This window comes from Mesorhizobium sp. M0615 (assembly GCF_040320805.1).
In the GTDB taxonomy this organism is placed as follows: domain Bacteria; phylum Pseudomonadota; class Alphaproteobacteria; order Rhizobiales; family Rhizobiaceae; genus Mesorhizobium.
Map to the genome: position 1 here is coordinate 133,329 of NZ_JAMYQI010000013.1, position 18,688 is coordinate 152,016.

General features: G+C 63.6%; 22 protein-coding genes. 17 read left to right on the forward strand and 5 right to left on the reverse strand.

Annotation, left to right across the window (positions count from 1 at the left end; all coding sequences use genetic code 11):
• The first annotated feature begins 1 nt into the window (after position 1).
• The 4 genes from NKI46_RS23385 to lpdA are packed head-to-tail and all read left to right on the forward strand — an operon-like array spanning position 2 to position 3,280.
• Positions 2–586: a hypothetical protein gene (locus NKI46_RS23385; protein ID WP_352460322.1), complete on the forward strand. Its 585-nt coding sequence runs from the start codon at positions 2–4 to the stop codon at positions 584–586.
• Positions 583–1,098, forward strand: a complete 516-nt coding sequence (locus NKI46_RS23390; RefSeq protein WP_352460321.1) for a hypothetical protein — start codon at positions 583–585, stop codon at positions 1,096–1,098. The genes NKI46_RS23385 and NKI46_RS23390 overlap by 4 nt, the downstream gene beginning before the upstream one ends.
• Positions 1,095–1,850: an SDR family oxidoreductase gene (locus NKI46_RS23395; protein WP_352460320.1), complete on the forward strand. Its 756-nt coding sequence runs from the start codon at positions 1,095–1,097 to the stop codon at positions 1,848–1,850. Before NKI46_RS23390 ends, NKI46_RS23395 begins: the two co-directional genes overlap by 4 nt.
• A 23-nt stretch (positions 1,851–1,873) precedes the next feature.
• The gene (gene lpdA, locus NKI46_RS23400) at positions 1,874–3,280 is read left to right on the forward strand and encodes a dihydrolipoyl dehydrogenase (RefSeq protein ID WP_352460319.1); all 1,407 of its coding nucleotides are present in this window, start codon (positions 1,874–1,876) and stop codon (positions 3,278–3,280) included.
• Positions 3,281–4,129: 849 nt separating this feature from the next.
• Here the strand turns inward: lpdA and NKI46_RS23405 are convergent.
• Both NKI46_RS23405 and NKI46_RS23410 read right to left on the reverse strand, forming a co-directional pair.
• The gene (locus NKI46_RS23405) at positions 4,130–5,191 is read right to left on the reverse strand and encodes a TraB/GumN family protein (RefSeq protein WP_023752708.1); all 1,062 of its coding nucleotides are present in this window, start codon (positions 5,189–5,191) and stop codon (positions 4,130–4,132) included.
• Positions 5,192–5,264: 73 nt separating this feature from the next.
• Positions 5,265–6,203: a tyrosine recombinase XerC gene (locus tag NKI46_RS23410; RefSeq protein ID WP_023670529.1), complete on the reverse strand. Its 939-nt coding sequence runs from the start codon at positions 6,201–6,203 to the stop codon at positions 5,265–5,267.
• A 118-nt stretch (positions 6,204–6,321) separates the two neighbouring features.
• Between NKI46_RS23410 and rimM the strand changes: the two genes are divergently transcribed.
• Positions 6,322–6,921 (forward strand): ribosome maturation factor RimM, encoded by a 600-nt coding sequence (gene rimM / locus NKI46_RS23415; protein ID WP_023814767.1) that lies wholly within the window; start codon positions 6,322–6,324, stop codon positions 6,919–6,921.
• Positions 6,918–7,616: a tRNA (guanosine(37)-N1)-methyltransferase TrmD gene (gene trmD, locus NKI46_RS23420; protein ID WP_023670527.1), complete on the forward strand. Its 699-nt coding sequence runs from the start codon at positions 6,918–6,920 to the stop codon at positions 7,614–7,616. Before rimM ends, trmD begins: the two co-directional genes overlap by 4 nt.
• Here trmD and NKI46_RS23425 read toward each other — a convergent pair.
• A complete protein-coding gene (locus NKI46_RS23425) occupies positions 7,598–8,350 on the reverse strand; it encodes a sulfite exporter TauE/SafE family protein (RefSeq protein ID WP_023683874.1) in 753 nt (250 codons plus the stop codon). The two genes, trmD and NKI46_RS23425, sit on opposite strands and share 19 nt — an antisense overlap.
• Positions 8,351–8,676: 326 nt before the next feature.
• On the opposite strand from NKI46_RS23425, the gene rplS reads away from it, so the two are divergent.
• The 7 genes from rplS to leuC all read left to right on the forward strand — a co-directional run bounded on the left by rplS (position 8,677) and on the right by leuC (position 14,719).
• Positions 8,677–9,237 carry a 50S ribosomal protein L19 gene (gene rplS, locus NKI46_RS23430; RefSeq protein WP_023670525.1) on the forward strand — a complete coding sequence of 187 codons (561 nt, stop codon included), beginning with the start codon at positions 8,677–8,679 and terminating at the stop codon, positions 9,235–9,237.
• Between the two features lie 154 nt (positions 9,238–9,391).
• The gene (locus tag NKI46_RS23435) at positions 9,392–9,820 is read left to right on the forward strand and encodes an organic hydroperoxide resistance protein (RefSeq protein ID WP_352748109.1); all 429 of its coding nucleotides are present in this window, start codon (positions 9,392–9,394) and stop codon (positions 9,818–9,820) included.
• The gene (locus NKI46_RS23440; protein WP_023683877.1) at positions 9,817–10,314 is read left to right on the forward strand and encodes a MarR family winged helix-turn-helix transcriptional regulator; all 498 of its coding nucleotides are present in this window, start codon (positions 9,817–9,819) and stop codon (positions 10,312–10,314) included. Before NKI46_RS23435 ends, NKI46_RS23440 begins: the two co-directional genes overlap by 4 nt.
• A gap of 237 nt (positions 10,315–10,551) precedes the next feature.
• Entirely contained in the window at positions 10,552–11,352 is an 801-nt protein-coding gene (locus NKI46_RS23445; RefSeq protein ID WP_352713038.1) for a transporter substrate-binding domain-containing protein, read from the forward strand.
• A 169-nt stretch (positions 11,353–11,521) separates the two neighbouring features.
• Positions 11,522–12,337 carry an amino acid ABC transporter permease gene (locus tag NKI46_RS23450; protein WP_352748112.1) on the forward strand — a complete coding sequence of 272 codons (816 nt, stop codon included), beginning with the start codon at positions 11,522–11,524 and terminating at the stop codon, positions 12,335–12,337.
• A gap of 58 nt (positions 12,338–12,395) precedes the next feature.
• Positions 12,396–13,031 (forward strand): class I SAM-dependent DNA methyltransferase, encoded by a 636-nt coding sequence (locus NKI46_RS23455; protein WP_023687706.1) that lies wholly within the window; start codon positions 12,396–12,398, stop codon positions 13,029–13,031.
• Between the two features lie 278 nt (positions 13,032–13,309).
• On the forward strand, positions 13,310–14,719 hold the full coding sequence (gene leuC, locus NKI46_RS23460; protein WP_023683880.1) for a 3-isopropylmalate dehydratase large subunit: 1,410 nt from the start codon (positions 13,310–13,312) through the stop codon (positions 14,717–14,719).
• A 106-nt stretch (positions 14,720–14,825) separates the two neighbouring features.
• Here the strand turns inward: leuC and NKI46_RS23465 are convergent, their stop codons facing one another.
• Positions 14,826–15,137: a hypothetical protein gene (locus NKI46_RS23465; RefSeq protein ID WP_352520162.1), complete on the reverse strand. Its 312-nt coding sequence runs from the start codon at positions 15,135–15,137 to the stop codon at positions 14,826–14,828.
• A 163-nt stretch (positions 15,138–15,300) separates the two neighbouring features.
• On the opposite strand from NKI46_RS23465, the gene NKI46_RS23470 reads away from it, so the two are divergent.
• The gene (locus NKI46_RS23470) at positions 15,301–16,497 is read left to right on the forward strand and encodes a GGDEF domain-containing protein (protein WP_352520161.1); all 1,197 of its coding nucleotides are present in this window, start codon (positions 15,301–15,303) and stop codon (positions 16,495–16,497) included.
• Positions 16,498–16,534: 37 nt separating this feature from the next.
• On the opposite strand, the gene NKI46_RS23475 is transcribed toward NKI46_RS23470, so the two are convergent.
• Positions 16,535–16,906 (reverse strand): hypothetical protein, encoded by a 372-nt coding sequence (locus NKI46_RS23475; protein WP_023687709.1) that lies wholly within the window; start codon positions 16,904–16,906, stop codon positions 16,535–16,537.
• A 252-nt stretch (positions 16,907–17,158) separates the two neighbouring features.
• Here NKI46_RS23475 and NKI46_RS23480 point away from each other — a divergent pair, with 252 nt between their 5' ends.
• From NKI46_RS23480 to sdhD, 3 genes are all read left to right on the forward strand, one after another.
• A complete protein-coding gene (locus tag NKI46_RS23480) occupies positions 17,159–17,629 on the forward strand; it encodes a hypothetical protein (RefSeq protein ID WP_352748117.1) in 471 nt (156 codons plus the stop codon).
• A gap of 240 nt (positions 17,630–17,869) precedes the next feature.
• Positions 17,870–18,289: a succinate dehydrogenase, cytochrome b556 subunit gene (gene sdhC / locus NKI46_RS23485; protein ID WP_023683884.1), complete on the forward strand. Its 420-nt coding sequence runs from the start codon at positions 17,870–17,872 to the stop codon at positions 18,287–18,289.
• Positions 18,289–18,687 (forward strand): succinate dehydrogenase, hydrophobic membrane anchor protein, encoded by a 399-nt coding sequence (gene sdhD / locus NKI46_RS23490; protein ID WP_023683885.1) that lies wholly within the window; start codon positions 18,289–18,291, stop codon positions 18,685–18,687. Before sdhC ends, sdhD begins: the two co-directional genes overlap by 1 nt.
• Position 18,688: the final 1 nt, after the last annotated feature.

Consider the following 18,688-nt stretch of genomic DNA (forward strand, 5'->3'; position numbering starts at 1 on the left):
GATGGCCGAGCCCGCCCAGCCGATCGATCTTTTCGAACTCCTGACGACTGGCCGCGCGGGTCCTCTCGAACTCGGCAAAAGCAGCCGTGAGGCGGTTCGACAACTGATCGAGGCGGAGGATGTGCGGGCGGACGGTCATTATCGCCACGGGGACACGGAGTCCGCGTGGTGTATCTATGGCGCCAATTGCGAATTCTTCTTCAGCCCCGATTTTCGCTTGCGATCGATCAGCGTCGAGCCTTCCAAGACCGCCTTGGCACTCAATGGCATGATGGCGACCTGGCGCGGCGATTTCGCACTCAATCTGGGAAGACATCCAACCATTCTGGCTGGCAACGACCCGATTGCATTTCACGCGTTGCCGAAAGCGCTGCAGGTCCTGAACAAGCCTGAGTTCAATTGGACAATCGGTGGCGGCGATGAGCGCGACATCTATATCGAACTGTCGGAAGGCTCCCGCTATTTGACCCTCAAGTATGAGATCAACACCATTCCGGTGGACGGGGATGCGAAAATTGTCTTTGAGATAGATTACTTTCTAGCAGCGGTCTTCCTTGTCGACCGGGATGTTCAGGGCGACGAATGACAATCCGGTCCTTCCGCATTTCGCAGCGTGTTCTGGCCCTGTCGCTAGCAGCAGCGGTGGCGACGCCGATCCCCGCACACGCCGCCTGCCCTCTGGCGCTTGCCGTTTATGGCGATGCCGAGAGCGATGCCGGAATCGATTTTCGGCCGACGATGGGTGCGGCCACCGTCACCAATACCTTCGAGATGGTGCTCGACAAGGGCATCGTGCTCGACGGCCTTGTGATGTGGACCTCCGGTGTTTCGCGACCGCATGGCTCGCTGATGTACAAATGCCCGACCGGCGACGTCACCGGTGACGAGCTTGCCGCCTGCACGGTCTGGCAGGGCGTGGTCTACAGCGCCGACGACAAGGGCAACATTGCGCTGCTGGCGGCCGAAGGCACGGACGCGCCGCAGAGCCTGATCTTCCCCGACCTGGGTCCATCGTTGCAGATGTCGTCCGCCTTTGGCTCCAACGGTTTTTCGAAACTGCCGTGGGATGTGTTTTTGCTGAAAGGTTGCCAGGAATGAGCGCGGCGAAGAAAGTTCTTCTGGTCACCGGCGGCAGCCGCGGCATTGGTGCGGCCACTTGCCGGCTTGCGGCGAAGGCCGGCTACCGCGTCGCGGTCAACTATGCCGCAAACGAGGCCGCGGCCCAGGCGCTGGTCGCCGAGATCGAGGCCGGTGGCGGTGAAGCGATAGCGGTCAAGGGCGATGTCGGCGTCGAGGCTGACATCGTCGCCGTGTTTGAAGCCGTCGATAGCGCCTATGGCCGGCTCGACGCCCTGGTCAACAATGCCGGAATCGTCGACGTCAAGGCGCGTGTCGACGAGATGAGCCTGGCGCGGCTGGAGCGCATGATGCGCATCAATGTCATCGGCTCGTTTCTGTGCGCCCGCGAAGCGGTGCGGCGCATGTCGAGCAAGCATGGCGGCCAGGGCGGCGCCATCGTCAACATCTCGTCGGCGGCGTCGCTACACGGCTCGCCCGGCGAATATGTCGACTATGCAGCGTCCAAGGCGGCGATCGACACTTTTACGCTCGGCCTGGCGCGCGAAGTCGCGACCGAAGGCGTGCGCGTCAACGCGATACGGCCGGGCATCATCGACACCGAGATCCACGCTTCGGGCGGCCAGCCGGACCGGGTCGAGCGGTTCCGCGACATGCTGCCGATGAAACGAGCCGGCACGGCGGATGAAGTCGCGCATGCCGTTCTCTATTTTTTGTCGGATGAAGCGTCCTACACGACGGGCGCAATCCTGAATGTAAGCGGCGGCCGCTGAGCCCCAAGCTAAGGGAAACGAACATGGCTTATGATGTCGTTATCATCGGGTCGGGGCCGGGCGGCTATGTCTGTGCCATCAAGGCGGCACAGCTCGGGCTCAAGGTCGCGGTGGTCGAGAAGAACGCCACTTTCGGCGGCACCTGCCTGAACATCGGCTGCATCCCATCCAAGGCGCTGCTTTATGCCTCGGAGATGTTCGCCGAGGCCGGCCATTCCTTCGATGCGCTGGGCGTCGAGATACCGGCGCCGAAACTCAATCTGAAGAAGATGATGGCGCACAAGGACGCGACCGTTTCGGCCAACGTCAATGGCGTCGCCTTCCTGTTCAAGAAAAACAAGATCGATAGTTTCCGTGGCACCGGGAAGGTGGTTGCGGCCGGCAAGGCGTCGGTGACGGCTGAGGACGGCAAGGTCGAGGAGATCGAGACGAAAAATATCGTTATTGCCACGGGCTCCGATGTCGCCGGCATTCCCGGCGTCAAGGTCGACATCGACGAGAAGGTGATCGTGTCGTCGACCGGCGCGCTGTCGCTGGAGAAGGTGCCGGGACATCTGGTGGTTGTCGGCGGTGGGGTCATCGGTCTGGAGCTCGGCTCGGTCTGGGCACGGCTCGGCGCCAAGGTCACCGTGGTCGAATTCCTCGACACCATCCTGGGCGGCATGGACGGCGAGGTCTCCAAGCAGTTCCAGCGCCTGCTTTCCAAGCAGGGTTTCGAGTTCAAGCTCGGCACCAAGGTGACAGGGGTGACCAAGGCCAAAAAGGGCGCCGCCGTTACCTTCGAGCCGGTCAAGGGTGGTGCGGCCGAGACCATCGAGGCCGACGCGGTGCTGATCTCGACCGGACGCCGGGCCTATTCCGACAGCCTCGGGTTGAAAGAAGCCGGCGTCGAGGTCGACGAGCGCGGCCGGGTCAAGACCGACGGGCATCTCAGGACCAACGTGGCCGGCATCTACGCCATTGGCGACGTCATCGCCGGGCCGATGCTGGCGCACAAGGCCGAGGATGAAGGCGTGGCGGTGGCCGAGACCATTGCCGGCCAGGCCGGCCATGTGAATTACGACGTCATTCCGAGCGTCGTCTACACCAGCCCGGAAATCGCTTCGGTCGGCAAGACAGAGGAAGAGCTGAGGAAGGCCGGCATCGACTACAAAAGCGGCAAATTCCCGTTCACCGCCAACGGCCGCGCGCGCGCCATGCTGCACACGGACGGCTTCGTGAAGATCCTCGCCGACAAAGCCAGCGACCGCGTGCTCGGCGTCCACATTGTCGGCTTCGGCGCCGGCGAGATGATTCATGAGGCGGCGGTGCTGATGGAATTCGGCGGCTCATCCGAAGACCTCGCCCGCACCTGCCACGCGCATCCGACAATGTCGGAAGCGGTGAAGGAAGCAGCGCTGGCGACGTTCTTCAAGCCGATCCATATTTAAGGAAACGCTGGAGGGACAGCACCCCCCTGTGGCCTGCCGGCCATCTCCCCCTCAAGGGGGGAGATTGGACTTCACCGCCGCGTCGCGAGCTTTCAAGTTTCTCACGTTTCTAACCCGGCGCTGTTCGTGAGACAGCCGATCTCCCCTCTCGAGGGGGAGATGTCCGGCAGGACAGAGGGGGCGGTGAAGAATCGCGACGCTCGCCGATAGGTGCCCCAAACACAACGGCCCGCTTTTCAGCGGGCCGTTCTTGGCTGGAATCAAGATGCCAGATCAGTTGGCCAGATTACGGGCTCGGCGCCGGAGCGGGCGCGGGTGCCGGGGCTGGCGCAGGAGCCGGTGCGGGCGCAGGGGCTGGTGCGGGAGCCGGTTCGGCGGGCTTCATCGGCTCAGCCGGTGCAGGTGCGGGCGCCGGTGTGCTGGCTGCCGGCGGCTCTGCGGGCGCAGGATGTTCGCCGCTTCTGCCGAAAACATAGTACGCGACAATCGCAAGGATGACGACGACCAGCGCAATCAGCCAGCCGCTGCCACCACCCGACCTGGGCGCTGGATCGTTAGGGTTCGCCATAAAAGTGTCCTCCGTGGATGAAAAGCATCAATCAACACCCCTCAACGCGCAACCGTTGAACGGGTTCATACTAGGCCTTCAAATTGACGAACGCAGGAAAATTCTGATTCGCAACCGCTTGTTGGCCTGTATTTCCCCCGCAAAATCAATCACGAAAGAGGTAGAACGAGCTTAGCTGGCCTTTTCCGCCAAAAATAGGGCCAACCGCCTCCGCTTTGCGAATCAGTTGCGCACCGCACAGAGCCGGGCTTACGTGATTCGGCATTCAAGACGGGCGCTGCTCAGTCGACGGCGGTGACGGTATAGCCGGCCTTGCGAAAATCCTCGACCAGGCCTTCGGGGCCGGGAAGATGCATGGCGCCGACGGCCATGAAGGCATTGCCCTTGGCCAGGATCGGTGCGGCATGGTCGGCCATGACCTTGTTGCGGCCGGTGATCATCGTCCGGTCGAATTCGGCGTAACCTGCGTCGTCTTCGTCGGGCGAGATCGAACGCAACAGCGGCCAGAAGGTGCCGGTGTCGCCGCGCTGGTAAAGCACGATCATGGTTTCGTTGATGTCGTTTATCTTGTCGCCGAGCTTCAGGGTCTCGACCAGCCCCTTGATGTGGAACGCAAGCGGCAGCGAGGCCATGGCGCGCAGCTGGCTGGCTGCGGTCTCCAACCCTTCCACCGGCTTGCCATTAGCCTTGGCGTCCTGCGCCAGCTTGACGTCGAGAACCGGTGCGCCGCCTGCCTGACGGGCGACCTCACAGACCGGCAGCGCGACCATGGCCGACAGCAGCCACGGCTTCATCTTGGAGACGCTCGCCGGCGGAATGCCGCGCGCATCGAGCCCTTTGTTCACCACCGCCGCATCCTCCGGCGACAACAGCGACGACAACGTCGTGTTGTCGGTGAACATCATCAGCTCGGGTTCCTTGAGCATGGCCTCCATCATCTTCTGCTTGTCGAGCACGTCGGTGGTCTCGATGATGATGGTGCCGGCAGCGCCATAGGCTTTCCTGGCTGCCGGCGGCAGAGTGGTCACGCGCGGGTCGGTCATGTGCATGGTGCCGAACAGGAAGGATGGCTTTTCGCCTGATTTCTCCAGCTTCCACAACAGGCCCTTGCCGTTCAGCGTCGCTGCTGCTTCCGTCTCGATCCTGGAATAGGTGGCGGGGTCTTCCTTCTGCAGGGCCGACAGCAGATCGGCGCCGGCGCAGGCCGGGGCTTCGGCATGCGCCCTGCCCATGGCAAGCAGCAGCACGATGAGGAAAGACAGGAAAAACAGGGCGTTGAGCGCGACGAGCAGCTTCAGCGACACAAGGGCGGCGCGGTCGGCGATGGCAAGGGCGCGTTTCATGGTGCGGTTCTAGGACTGAAAAGCGGCGAAACGGTTAACCGGCGTGGGGAAATTGTCCTGGACTTATACAGTGTCACGCGCGGGGATGGGCAGATTCGTAGATCTCGAGCAGCCTTGCCGTGTCGACGCCGGTATAGACCTGCGTCGTCGACAGGCTGGCGTGGCCGAGCAGTTCCTGGATGGTGCGCAGGTCGCCGCCGCGCCCGAGCAGATGGGTGGCGAAGGAATGGCGCAACGCGTGCGGCGTCGCGGTGTCGGGCAGGTTCAACGCCGAGCGCAGCCTGGCCATGTCGCGCTGGACGATGGCCGGGTTGAGCGGCCCGCCGCGGGCGCCGCGAAATAGCAGGCCCTTGGGATCGAGATGGTAGGGACACAGTTTTCGGTATTCGGCGATTGCCCTGAGCGCCACCGGCAGCACCGGCACCAGCCGTGTCTTGCCACCCTTGCCGGTGACGCGCAGCACGGTGTCGGCTTCCGATGCCAGGTCGGCGGCGCTGAGGCCCAGCGCTTCGGAAATGCGCAGGCCCGATCCATAAAGCAGCGTCAGCACGGCGGCGTTGCGGGCGGCGATCCAGGGCTCTTCAGCCAGCTGGCCTTCCACCGACACGACATGTTTGGCATCGCTGGCGGTCAGCGGCTTGGGCAGCGATTTCGGCTGGCGCGGCGCGCGCAAAGCTGCTGCACCCGCGGCGTTGGCGAGGCCGCGCCGTTCGAGGAAACGCAGCAGCGAACGGATGCCGGCAAGACCCCGGCCGAGCGTGCGGGCGCCAGCGCCAGCGTTGCGCCGCGCGGCAAGAAAGCCGCGCAGATCGGCCGGGCGTAAGGTTGCGATGTCGGAAATGCCGGGCGAGCCGCCGCAATGTCCGGTCAGGAAATGCAGGAACTGGCGCGTGTCGCGCTCGTAGGCCTCGACAGTCGCCGGTGACAGCCGACGCTCGCGCGCCAGCATCTTCAGCCAGCTTTCGCGCGCTGCCTGGAGGTCGGGTTTTGCCGGGATGAGAAATTCCTGCATGCCGCCATTGTCAGGCAGCCGGGTTAGGAAGCGGTGAAGAACCTGTCATTGAAATGGCCACGGGCGATCATTGAAATGACGCCGGTAGGGCGTTAGAGCAGGGCAAAGGATATCAGCCATGTCGAAGCCCCAGAACCCCGTGCAAATGGCCGTGATCGGCGCCGCCCACGGCATCAAGGGCGAATTGCGGGTGAAAACCTTCACCGGCGAGCCGCTGGCGCTGGCGGATTATGGCCCGCTCTATGCCAAGGACGGCCGCGCCTTCCAGATCATCGACATAAGGCCGGCAAACACTGTCGTCGTGGTGCGTTTCAAGGGCATTGCCGACCGCAACGCCGCCGAGGCGCTGGCCGGCACGGAGCTGTTCGTCGACCGCTCGATGCTGCCGGACGATGGCGAAGAGGACGAGTTCTACCACGCCGATCTCGTCGGGCTGGAAGTCCGCGACGACACGGATGCGGTTGTCGGCAAGGTGGTCGCGGTACACAATTTCGGCGGCGGCGACATTCTCGATGTCACGCTTGGCGGGCGCAAAGGCGTGCTGATCCCGTTCACGCAGGCCGCCGTGCCGCAGGTGGTGGTTGCCGAAGGTTTTGTCCGTGTCGATCCGGCGGCGGCCGGGCTGGTCGAGGACGAGGATGGCGAGGCGCCGCGCGAAGAAGACTTCGACGCGAAGGGCCGGCCGCGCGGGCCACGCGACGCCGGGGGCAACCGGTGACGTTCAAGGCTTCGGTGCTGACGCTCTATCCCGAGATGTTTCCGGGCGGGCTAGGTCTGTCGCTGGCCGGACGGGCGCTCGAAGTCGGGACATGGTCGCTGGAAGCTATCCAGATCCGCGACTTCGCCAGCGATCGCCATCACACCGTCGACGACACGCCGGCCGGCGGTGGCGCCGGCATGGTGATGCGCGCCGATGTGCTGGCCAAGGCGATCGACCACACCTCGCCGTCCGGCGATCCGCGGCCAAAATTGCTGATGAGCCCGCGCGGCAAGCCGTTGACGCAGGCGCGGGTGCGCGAGCTGGCCGCCGGGCCGGGCGCCGTCATCGTCTGCGGCCGCTTCGAGGGTGTAGACCAGCGATTGATCGAGGCGCGTGGGCTGGAGGAAGTCTCGATCGGCGATTTCATCCTCTCCGGTGGCGAGCCGGCAGCCCTGGTGCTGCTCGATGCCGTGGTCCGGCTGTTGCCCGGTGTGATGGGCAATGCGGTATCAGGCGAGGAAGAAAGTTTTGAGAACGGTCTGCTCGAACATCCGCATTACACGCGACCGCAGGAGTTCGAAGGCAGGCCAATCCCCGACGTGCTGGTTTCCGGCAATCACAAGAAGATCGCCGCCTGGCGCCGCGCAGAGTCCGAGAGGCTGACGAAGGAGCGGCGGCCGGATTTGCTCGCCGCTCAGCCCTTGGCAAAATAGTAGACGGCGAGAAACAGGCCGACGGCGATGACGAAGCCGCGTACTGCGTTTTGCGGCACGCGCTTGGCGATCCAGACGCCGGCATAGCCGCCGAGCGCGCCGCCGGGGATCATGACGATTGCCTGAGGCCAGGCAACAACGCCGCCGGAAACGAAGACCAGTATGGCAACGGCGGCGATGACCACGGCCAGCATGTTCTTCAGCGCGTTCAGCCGGTGATAGTCGCCGGATTGCGTCAGGCCGAGCGTCGCCAGCATCATGACGCCCATGCCGGCGCCGAAGAAGCCGCCATAGATGGCGGTAGCGAACTGCGCCAGCGAACCGGCCAGAGAGCCGACCGTGGCTTCATGCCCAGGCTTCGGCGTTGGTTTCAGCCACGGCCCGGCGGCGAACAAGGCGGTTGCGGCCAGCAGCAGCCACGGCACGAGGGCGCGGAACGACGGATTTGAGAGCGCCAGCAGGATGAGCGCACCAGCCAGCGCGCCCAAAGCCGAGATCAGGCAAAGCAGCAGCGCGCCGCGCCAGAAATGCTTGATGTCGGTCCAGTAAGCCAGCGTCGAGGTGATGTAACCGGGAAACTGCGTTACCGAGGACGTGGCGTTGGCGACGATCGGCGGCAGGCCGGCCAGCGTCATGGCGCCGAAGGTTATGAAGGTGCCGCCGCCGGCAACGGCGTTGACGGCGCCTGACAGAAAACCCGCGAGGAAGAGCAGGACTGCGTCGAAAACAGACATTGTGAGGCCGCCGGACAAGTGTGCTGCTCCCGGATTAGGAAGCTTGAAGGGCCGGCGCAACCCTGCACTGGACGATTGCGTGGTGGCATGCGACCAAAAAAGACAGGGCCAAGGCGTGACAAGTCAGTGAAATAGCTGTATGTGCCCGCCCGTACTGGCGAGAAAAATCTCCCGGACCCGTCAACAATGACGGTGTAGTCGCCCCTGCCCAATGTTTCGAAGACAAGATGTCTCGGGGACAAAGGGCATAGCCGAGCGGTCAATGGAACTGCAAGGCGAGTGTCGGACGCTCTGACTGTCGGAAGAACAAGAAGTGGACTATTGAGATGGATATCATCCGTCAGCTCGAGGCCGAACAGGCCGCCAAGATCGAAGCCAAGCGCAAGCTTCCCGAGTTTCAGCCCGGCGACACCGTGCGCGTCCAGGTCCGCGTGACCGAAGGCACCCGCACCCGCGTCCAGGCCTATGAGGGCGTCGTCATCGCCCGCGCCGGCGCCGGCTTCCAGGAAAATTTCACCGTCCGCAAGATCTCCTACGGCGAAGGCGTCGAGCGCGTTTTCCCGGTCTACTCGCCGATGGTCGAAGGCGTCGAGATCGTGCGCCGCGGCAAGGTGCGCCGCGCCAAGCTCTATTATTTGCGCGACCGTCGCGGCAAGTCGGCCCGTATTTCGGAAAACACCGGCGTGCGCGCCCGCAAGCTGAACGATGAGGAGCGCGACGCGCTGAACGCTGAGAAGGCCCGCATCGAGGCCGAGAAGATCGCCGCCGTGCAGGCGCTGGCAGCCGAGAAGGCCGCGCAGGAAGCCGCCGAGAAGAAGGCCGCCGACGAAGCCGCCAAGGCCGCCGACGAGGCTGCAAAGGCCGCGGAAGCGACCCCGGCCGAATAAGATCTCGACCAAGGATTTTGAAAAGGCGGCTTCGGCCGCCTTTTTTCGTTTCACCAGACTGTGAACGATTGCCGGCCGAGAGTTGCGCCACGGCTGTTGACTCGAATTATCTTGTACACTAAATGATCGGATACAAAGCAAATGGAGAACTGACATGGCACTCTACACCACACAGGCTCGCGTCACCGGCGGCCGCGCCGGCCAAGGCGAGACCAGCGACGGCCTGCTGAAGGTCGACCTCGCTTTGCCGAAGGAGCTCGGTGGACAGGGTGGCGCCACCAATCCCGAGCAGCTGTTCGCGGTCGGCTATGCCGCCTGCTTCGAAAGCGCCATCCGCTTCGTCGCGCGCAAGCAGAAGCTGCCGCTGGACGATGCGGCGGTGAGCGCCACCGTCAGCCTGCTTCCCAATGGTGAAGGCTTCAAACTTGGTGTCGCACTGGCCGCGGAGACCAAAGGCCTTGATCAGGCGGCGGCGGAAGCGCTTGTATCGGCAGCGCATCAGATTTGCCCCTATTCCAATGCGATCAAAGGCAATATCGAGGTGGCGCTTTCGACCGTGGCGCTTCCGGCAAAGGCAGCATGACGACGAAGACCGAAACCAGGGCCAGCGAAGTCCCGGCGGACACCGCCGGGAGGATCGCCGTTCCGCGCCTCGACCAGCAGCTCTGCTTCGCGCTCTATTCGGCGAGCGGGCTGATGACCAAGCTCTATCGGCCGCTGCTTGACCCGCTCGGCCTGACCTATCCGCAATATTTGGCGATGCTGGCGCTGTGGCAGCATGCGCCGAGCACGGTCGGCGAACTCGGCGAGGCGCTGGGGCTGGATTCGGCGACATTGACGCCTCTGCTCAAGCGGATGGAAGCGGCTGGTCTCGTCACCCGCCGTCGCGATCCGGCCGACGAGCGCCGCGTGCTGGTCGAACCGACTGCCAAGGGCCAGGCGCTGCGCGCCCGCATCAAGGACGTATCCGCAGGCCTTGCCTGCGCCATGCCGCTGGAAGTCGAGGAGCTGAAGTCGCTGCACCGGACCTTGACCGGATTTGTCGCCAAGCTGCGTGAGGCTACGTCACCATCCTGATCCGTCATCTGACGGGTTCCCGTGTCCAGGAGGGGCCTGGTTTGCCGGCGGCGCAATCACGGAATAAATTCCGACCACGGGGCGTTCTAAAACCGCGTTGGTTGAAGGCATTGGAATCCGCTTTCACCGGACGCTGAGCACCGGACCGGCTTGCAAGCCGTCTGCGGACGGCTAAAGTCGCGCCTGGATTTTCATGCGAGCCCGGCTGCAAGCGGGCTTCTCATCCTGGAGCGTGTCATGACCAAATCGAAGCTGCTGCTGGCCGCCCTCGCGGCCTGTTTCCTCGCGCCCGTCGCTGCATGGGCGGCCGATGCGCTGCCCGATCTCGGCGGCAAGAAGGTCGTGGTAGTGACGGAAAACGCCTATCCGCCGTTGCAGTTCATCGACGCCAAGACCGGCAAGCAGATCGGCTGGGAGTATGACGCGATGGACGAAATCGCCAAGCGGCTGAACTTCAAGGTGGAGTACCAGAACACCTCCTGGGACGCGATGATCCAGGCGGTTTCCGACAACCAGTACAACATTGGCATGACCGGCATCACCATCAAGGACGACCGAAAGGAGAAGGTCGATTTCTCCGACCCCTATATGCGTTCGGAGCAGTTCATGCTGGTGCGCGCCGATGAAAGCCGCTTCACCGACGCCAAGACCTTCGCCGCCTTCAAGGACGGGTTGATCGGCGCGCAGGCCGGAACGACGCCGTTCTACACCGCCGTCTACAGCGTGCTCGACGGCAATGAGCAGAACCCGCGCATCAAGCAGTTCGAGACCTTCGGCGCTTCGGTGCAGGCACTGAAATCCGGCGACGTCGATGTCGTCCTGACCGACGGCACCGCCGGCAAAGGCTATGTCGATGCCTCCGGCGGCAAGCTCAAGCTGATCGGCGGCCCGCTCGGCACCGAGGATTTTGGCTTCATCTTCCCGAAGGGCTCGGACCTGGTGAAGCCGGTCAACGCGGCGATCGCGGCGCTGAAGGCCGACGGCACGATCGAGGCGCTCAACAAGAAGTGGTTTCTCGACTACAAGATGGGGCGGTGATGTCCGACTCCTTACCCTCCCCCTTGTGGGGAGGGTCGATCCGCGAAGCGGAGCGGGGTGGGGGTGCCAGCGCCGGCGCTTTGTCACCACCCCCACCCCGGCTCACCAGCTTTGCGATGCAAAGCTTGTTCGCCGACCCTCCCCACAAGGGGGAGGGTGAAGCGCCCTGATGGCCACGCCCCACGCCTCAACCCCAAAATCCGATTTCCCCTGGTGGCTTGCCGCCGCGATCGCGCTCGCCGTCGTCGCTGCGCTCTCCATTGCCGCCAGCGATCTCTACGCCCAGGTTTTTGCCACCGTCGCCAAAGGCATCGGCATCACCATTCTTGTCACCGTGGTCGCCTTCGCGCTGGCTTCCGCCGTCGGGCTCGGCATTGCGCTGATGGGGTTGTCGGGGTCGCGTTGGCTCAGGCAGATCGCTCGTTTCTATGTCGAGATCATCCGCGGCGTGCCGATCCTGGTGCTGTTGTTCTGGATCGCCTTCGCCGGCGCGCCGGCCTTCGTGGCTGCGTGGAATGCGCTGACCGCGCCGCTGCAAAACGCCGGCTATCTCGGCGAGCTTTTGGTGCGCGACGTGTCGCTGTTGTGGCGTGCAATCATGGCGCTGACCATCGGTTATTCCGCCTTCATCTCCGAGGTCTTCCGCGCCGGCATCCAGTCGGTCGAGAAAGGCCAGATCGAGGCTGCCAAGGCGCTCGGGCTGACGCGCACGCAGCGCTTCCGGCTGATCGTGTTCCCACAGGCGATCCGCACCATCCTGCCGCCGCTCGGCAATGACTTCGTCGCCATGGTCAAGGATTCCTCGCTGGTCTCGGTGCTCGGCGTCGCCGACATCACGCAGATGGGCAAGATCTACGCCGCCGGCTCGTTCCGCTTCTTCGAGACCTATTCGATCGTCGCCTATATCTATCTCATCCTCACCGTCAGCCTGTCGCTGGCGCTGCGGGGGCTGGAGCAACGACTGCGGCGGGCGCAGCAGGAATAGAAGTCCGACGCGGGCACGGCTACGATCGCGGAGGACAGGATTCCGGAGGATGCAGGCGATGACGATCGACAAGGCCAATGCGGCGCTGGGTACCGTCTATTCGGCCGACACGCCGGAAGGGCTGGCCAAGGCCTATGCAGACTGGGCCGCGACCTATGACGGCGAGACCGCTTCGCTCGGCTATCTGCTGCCGTTCCTGATCACCGCCTGGGTGGCGCGCCATGTGAAGGTGGGTGAAGGCCCGCTGCTCGACGCCGGCTGCGGCACCGGCCTGTCGGGCCCGTCATTGAAGGCGCTGGGTTATCACGACATTGCCGGGCTCGACCTCTCCGACGACATGCTGAAGATCGCCGGCAGCCGCAATGCCTATGGCGATCTGAAGCAGGCAATGCTCGGCGGGCCGCTGCCCTGGCCGGACGGGCATTTCCGCGCCTTCTTCTCGACTGGCGTGTTCACCATCAGCCATGCGCCGGCGTCCGGCCTGCACGAGCTTGTCCGCATCACCAGAAAAGGCGGCCACGCCATCTTCACCGTGCGCGACCAGGTGTTTGACAGCGGCGGCTTCCAGGACGTGTTCGATGAGTTGGAACGGGCCGGGAAATGGCGGCCGGTCGAGCAAAGCCCATGGTTCCGCTGCTATGCGATCGCCGAGCCGGATGCGTTGGTAAAGACTTTTGTGTTCGAGGTGCTTTGAGCGCCGCCCCTTCCCCTTCTCTTACAAGGGGAGAAGGGAAAACACGCCGCAATTGCCGAAAAGCCAAAACATTGGTATGAGCCACGCCATGGAAGAGCTTTTTGGCGATCCGGCCTATAAGGGTTTCGTGCTGCAGGACAGAAAACGCCTGCCGTCGCGTTTCTCTTCGCGCATTTCCGGCGCGCTCACCAGCCGACTTAGCTAAGCCGCTTTCGCTGGGCCGAAGGCTTAGGCGCGTCTGCCCCTCCCCTTTTTTGCAAATCGACGGATTTACGCACATGAGCGCACCGCGCACCCTCTACGACAAGATATTCGACGACCACGTCGTCGACCGCCAGGACGATGGCACCTGCCTGCTCTACATCGACCGCCATCTCGTCCATGAAGTGACCAGCCCGCAGGCCTTCGAAGGTCTGCGCATGACCGGCAGAAAAGTCCGGCATCCGGAAAAGACGCTGGCCGTGGTCGATCATAATGTCTCGACCTCGCCGGAGCGCAAATTCGGCATCAAGAACGAGGAAAGCCGCATCCAGGTCGAGGCCTTGGCCAAGAACGCTAGGGATTTCGGCGTCGAATATTACTCCGAAAACGATATCCGCCAGGGCATCGTCCACATCATCGGGCCGGAGCAGGGCTTCACGCTGCCTGGCATGACGATCGTCTGCGGCGACAGCCACACCTCGACGCATGGCGCCTTCGGCGCATTGGCACATGGCATCGGCACCTCCGAGGTCGAGCATGTGCTGGCGACCCAGACGCTGATCCAGCGCAAGGCCAAGAACATGCTGGTGCGCGTCGACGGCGTGCTGCCGGAAGGCGTCACCGCCAAGGACATTATCCTCGCCATCATCGGCGAGATCGGCACTGCCGGCGGCACCGGCTATGTCATCGAATATGCCGGCGAGGCGATCCGCGCGCTGTCGATGGAAGGCCGCATGACGATCTGCAACATGTCGATCGAGGGCGGCGCGCGCGCCGGCCTGATCGCGGCCGACGAAACCACCTTCGCCTATGTCAAAGACAAGCCGCGCGCGCCGAAGGGCGCGTCGTGGGACGCCGCGCTCGAATACTGGAAGACGCTGCAGTCCGACGAGGGCGCGCATTTCGACAAGGTGATCGTGCTCGACGCGGCCAAGCTGCCGCCGATCGTCTCCTGGGGTTCCTCGCCCGAGGACGTCGTTTCGGTGCAGGGCGTCGTTCCCGATCCGGAAGAGATCACGGACGAGAACAAGCGGACGTCAAAGATCCGCGCGCTCGACTATATGGGGCTGACGCCGGGCACGAAGATCACCGACATCACGCTCGACCGCGTCTTCATCGGCTCCTGCACCAATGGCCGCATCGAGGATCTGCGTGCGGTGGCCAAGGTGGTCGAAGGCAAGACGGTGAGTGCGCATGTCGATGCGATGATCGTGCCGGGCTCCGGTCTGGTCAAGGAACAGGCGGAGGCCGAGGGTCTCGACAAGATCTTCATTGCCGCCGGTTTCGACTGGCGCGAGCCGGGCTGCTCGATGTGCCTGGCCATGAACGACGACCGGCTGAAGCCGCATGAGCGCTGCGCCTCGACCTCGAACCGCAATTTCGAGGGCCGGCAAGGCTTCAAGGGCCGCACCCATCTGGTGTCGCCGGCGATGGCGGCGGCGGCGGCGATCGCCGGCCATTTCGTCGACATCCGCGACTGGAAATAGCGCAGACTGTTTCAAGCCTGATCTGAGCTTATGCAAACCCCGAACGGCAAAACCGTTCGGGGTTTTGTTTAATGCGCGCCGCTCTAAGACCCTTGGGGTATATGCCCTAGCCGGCACGCCGGATGATTTCATGAAATTCCTCCCGGCTGCCGGGTTCGTCGGCCGCGACCACCAGCGCCAGTTCGCGCTCGTCGAAGATCTTGAACCACTCGTCCCATTCGACCAGCTCGTAGCCGCCTGCGTTGATCGGGCGTTCAGGTTGATCCTGGTCCTGATAGGCGTGCTGGCCGAAGACGAGCCTCAGCAACGGCTGCGTTCCGGTTTCGGGCGATACATCGACGATCGCCGGAAATCCGGCGCGCCCTGCGGCCCATGAGCGAATTGCTTCGTGGTCGGTCAGCGTGATCGTGTCGGCCATGAATAACTTCTCCTTGATTGCTGTCACGAAACGCCTGCCTCAGGTCCCGGTTCCGTGCAGCAGCTTCATCAGTGGCGACTTGCATATTCGTCCCGGCTTAACCGCTTGTTGGGGCTTGCGCTCTAAGGTCTTCCCTGACGTCAAGCGGGGAAGTCACCGTCCTTTGGACACCGGCCTGTTCATAGCGCTGCTCAATCCGACGATCGCGCTGGCGCTCGGCGCGGCGTTCCTCGTGCTGTGGTTCTACCAGCGCCACCGGCCCTATCTGGCTGTGCTCGGCACGAGCTATTGCGTGTCCGCGCCCGGCTTCCTGCTGCAGTATTTCACGCTGCCCGGCGGCATGGTGCTGACCAAGCTGGTCTCCAACCTCTGCTTCACGCTCGCCGCCTGCTGCCTCGTCGGTGCGATCATCTCGCGCTACGGCAGGCGCGTGCCCTATATCGCGATCGGCATTCTGGCGGGTGGCGGGATGGTCGCATTCTCCTGGTTCCTGTTCGTCCAGCCGGACCTAACTTGGCGCATCCTGTCGATCAATTTCGGCTTTGGTGGCCTCAGCCTGCTGGTCGCAGCCGAGCTGCGTGCCGTGCGCAAGAACGGCCCGACGGAAAAAATCCTGTTCGTATTGTCGCTGCTGTCCGGGCTGAACTTCATCGGCCGCACGCTGCTCGTCGTCATCTGGCACGGGCCGTTCACCAGCTATGACGGGTTTTATGGCTCGTCCTACTGGACGACGGCGCTTTTGACGCACGCGCTGCTGTCGTTGCTGATCGCGCTCTGCCTGTTCTCGGCAGCTGCGCTCGACGTGATGAAGGCGCTGAAGACCGAGACGCACACCGATCCGCTGTCTGGCCTGCTCAACCGCAGGGGTTTCGAGGAGCGCGCCTTGCTGGTGCTGCAGCATTGCGCTGTTACCAAGGTGCCGGTCGCGCTGGTGCTGGCCGATCTCGATCACTTCAAGGCGCTCAACGACAAATACGGACATGCCGCGGGCGACCAGGTGATCGCCGACTTCGCCGCCAAGCTTCGCGCGGCCGCCGGCACGCGTGCGGTTGCCGGCCGCATCGGCGGCGAGGAGTTCGCTGTGCTTCTGTCGCTGAGCGATCTTGCCACGGCGCGGCTGTTTGCCGAAGCCGTGCGCACGCACTATTCGGCCGGCAGTGTCGACGGGTTGCCGCCGGGCACCAGGGTGACCGCGAGCTTCGGCGTCGCGGCGCGCACCGGCGACGAAGGGCTGGAGCCGCTGATGCGGCGCGCCGACGAAGCGCTCTACAAGGCCAAGAAGAACGGCCGCGACAGTGTGCGATTGTCCTATGAGCGGGCGGAAACGGTGTTCATCCCGGATACAGGCAGCGTCGGTTAGCGTCTCGCTTAAACGGCCTCTCGGCCGTGCCGGATCATCAGCGGCAAGGGCTGAGGTTGGGCATTTCGCCATCGGAGAGGCCGTACATATAGGAGCGGCCCTTCACGAACACCGGCGGCTGGTAGCAGCCACGCCTGGAGATGTGATCCGCCTCGTCTTCATAAAGGACTTCCGGTTCCGCTTCCGGCTGCCCGGCGCTGGTGTAGTCGGACAATTTCTTGGCCAGCCTGCCTTGGCCGACAATGATGCGCTTGTAGCCGGCGGCGCTGTCGATGACGAGATTGCCCAGGGAATCGGCATAGACGCGGTCATGATGGCGCGACCAGGCCATTGCCGGGGCGGCGAAGCCGAGACTGGCTGTCGCCAGCACAAGCGCCGCAAGGCGCGCTCTTCCTGAATTCGAAAGCATGGTGTCCTCTCTGCTGTGGACCCGGTCGAATCGGAAATTAACCTGTTCTTAACCTTTGTTAAGAGGGCAGGCGCATCCGGCGGCGATCTCTCGCCAAACATGGTTAATATCCGACGGGATGGAAACCTGGGCGTCATCATTCGGCCATGCTTGCCCGCACCATCGGCCGCGACGCACACAACTACGCTGACGTGGGGTGAGCTTGATCTTGGTGGAACATCGCGGCTAGTTAGCCGCGCAGGAGGACAGCATATGGCGTTACGCCGGACGTTTCGGGTGACGCTGTTGTCGATCCCCTTGCTGACTGCCGCAGCCTGCGTGCCGCAGAACGGCGCGCCGACGGCGGTGAATACCGTACCACCCACTGTCGCGCCCGTGCCGGCTAAGCAGTCCGCCGCACCTGTGGCGCCCCCGGCTTCCGCAACGGCTCCGACAGCGCCTGCCGCACCTTCAGCCAAGATCGTCACCGACCTTACCGCGCCGCGGTCTGCTGTCGGCACGGCAACTTACAGATGCGGCAATGGCGGCATGATCACCATCCAGAACCTCGGCACGGCGTTGCGCGTTGTCAGGCCCGATGGCACGACCGAGGAGTTTGCCGCATCACCCGCCAACCAGTCCAGCCGCTACCAGGAAGCCGCGTCGCATGACGCAATCGTGATCGACGCGCGCGAGGCGCTGGTGATGAAGAGGGGCTCGACACCACAGACCTGCAAACGATAGCCTGGCGTCGATTGCAAAGGAAATGCCGCACTGCAGCGAACGGTGCGCCGGCTTTCGACGGTGGCCAAATCGATTGAAGCGAAACAGCAGCCTTTTGTCAGACTAAATGACGTTTTCAAAACGATTTTCCGGCTTTGACGCGGTGCAAAAAGAGCATTAGAAACCGGCTGTCTGAAGTCATATATCGAGGCGGTAAGTGCCGCTTTCCACCGCGGCTCCGGACATCGAACTGGGGCAGCCATGAGCAAATCACCAGCCACCCGAACCGCCAGACGTGAACGGCCGCTCTCGCCGCACCTGACGATTTACCGCCCACCGATCACCATGACGATGTCGATCATTCACCGCATCACTGGCGGGGCGCTGTATTTCGGCACGCTGCTGGTCGCCGCGTGGCTGATGGCGGCGGCGAGTTCGCAAGGCGCTTTCGATTGGATCAACTGGGCCTTCGGCACCTGGCTCGGCCGGCTCATCCTGTTCGGCTACACCTGGGCGCTGATGCACCACATGCTGGGCGGCGTGCGCCATCTCGTCTGGGACACCGGCGCCGGGCTGGAGAAACACACGGCATCGAAGATCGCCTGGGCGACGCTCGCCGGTTCCATCCTGCTCACGCTGCTGATCTGGGTCGCCGGCTACATGGCGCGGGGAACCTTGTGATGAGCGGCACGAACAACAACGATATGCGCACGCCGCTGGCCAAGGTCCGCGGTCTGGGCTCGGCCCGCGAAGGCACCGGGCATTTCTGGCGACAGCGGCTGACGGCCATTGCCAACATCCCGCTGATACTGTTCTTCGTCGGGTTCCTGATCGCGCTCAATGGCGCCGGCTTCGCCGAGGTGCGGGCGGCGCTCGCCAGTCCGTTCGTGGCGCTGGTGTTGGCGCTGGTGCTCGTTTCCGGTCTCACCCATATGCGTGTCGGCATGCAGGTCATTATCGAGGATTACGTGCATGCCGAAGGCATGAAGCTGGCGCTGATCGCACTCAGCACGTTTTTCACCATAGCGGTCGGCGTCGCCTCGATCTTCGCCCTGCTCAAACTGGCATTCGGAGGCTGAT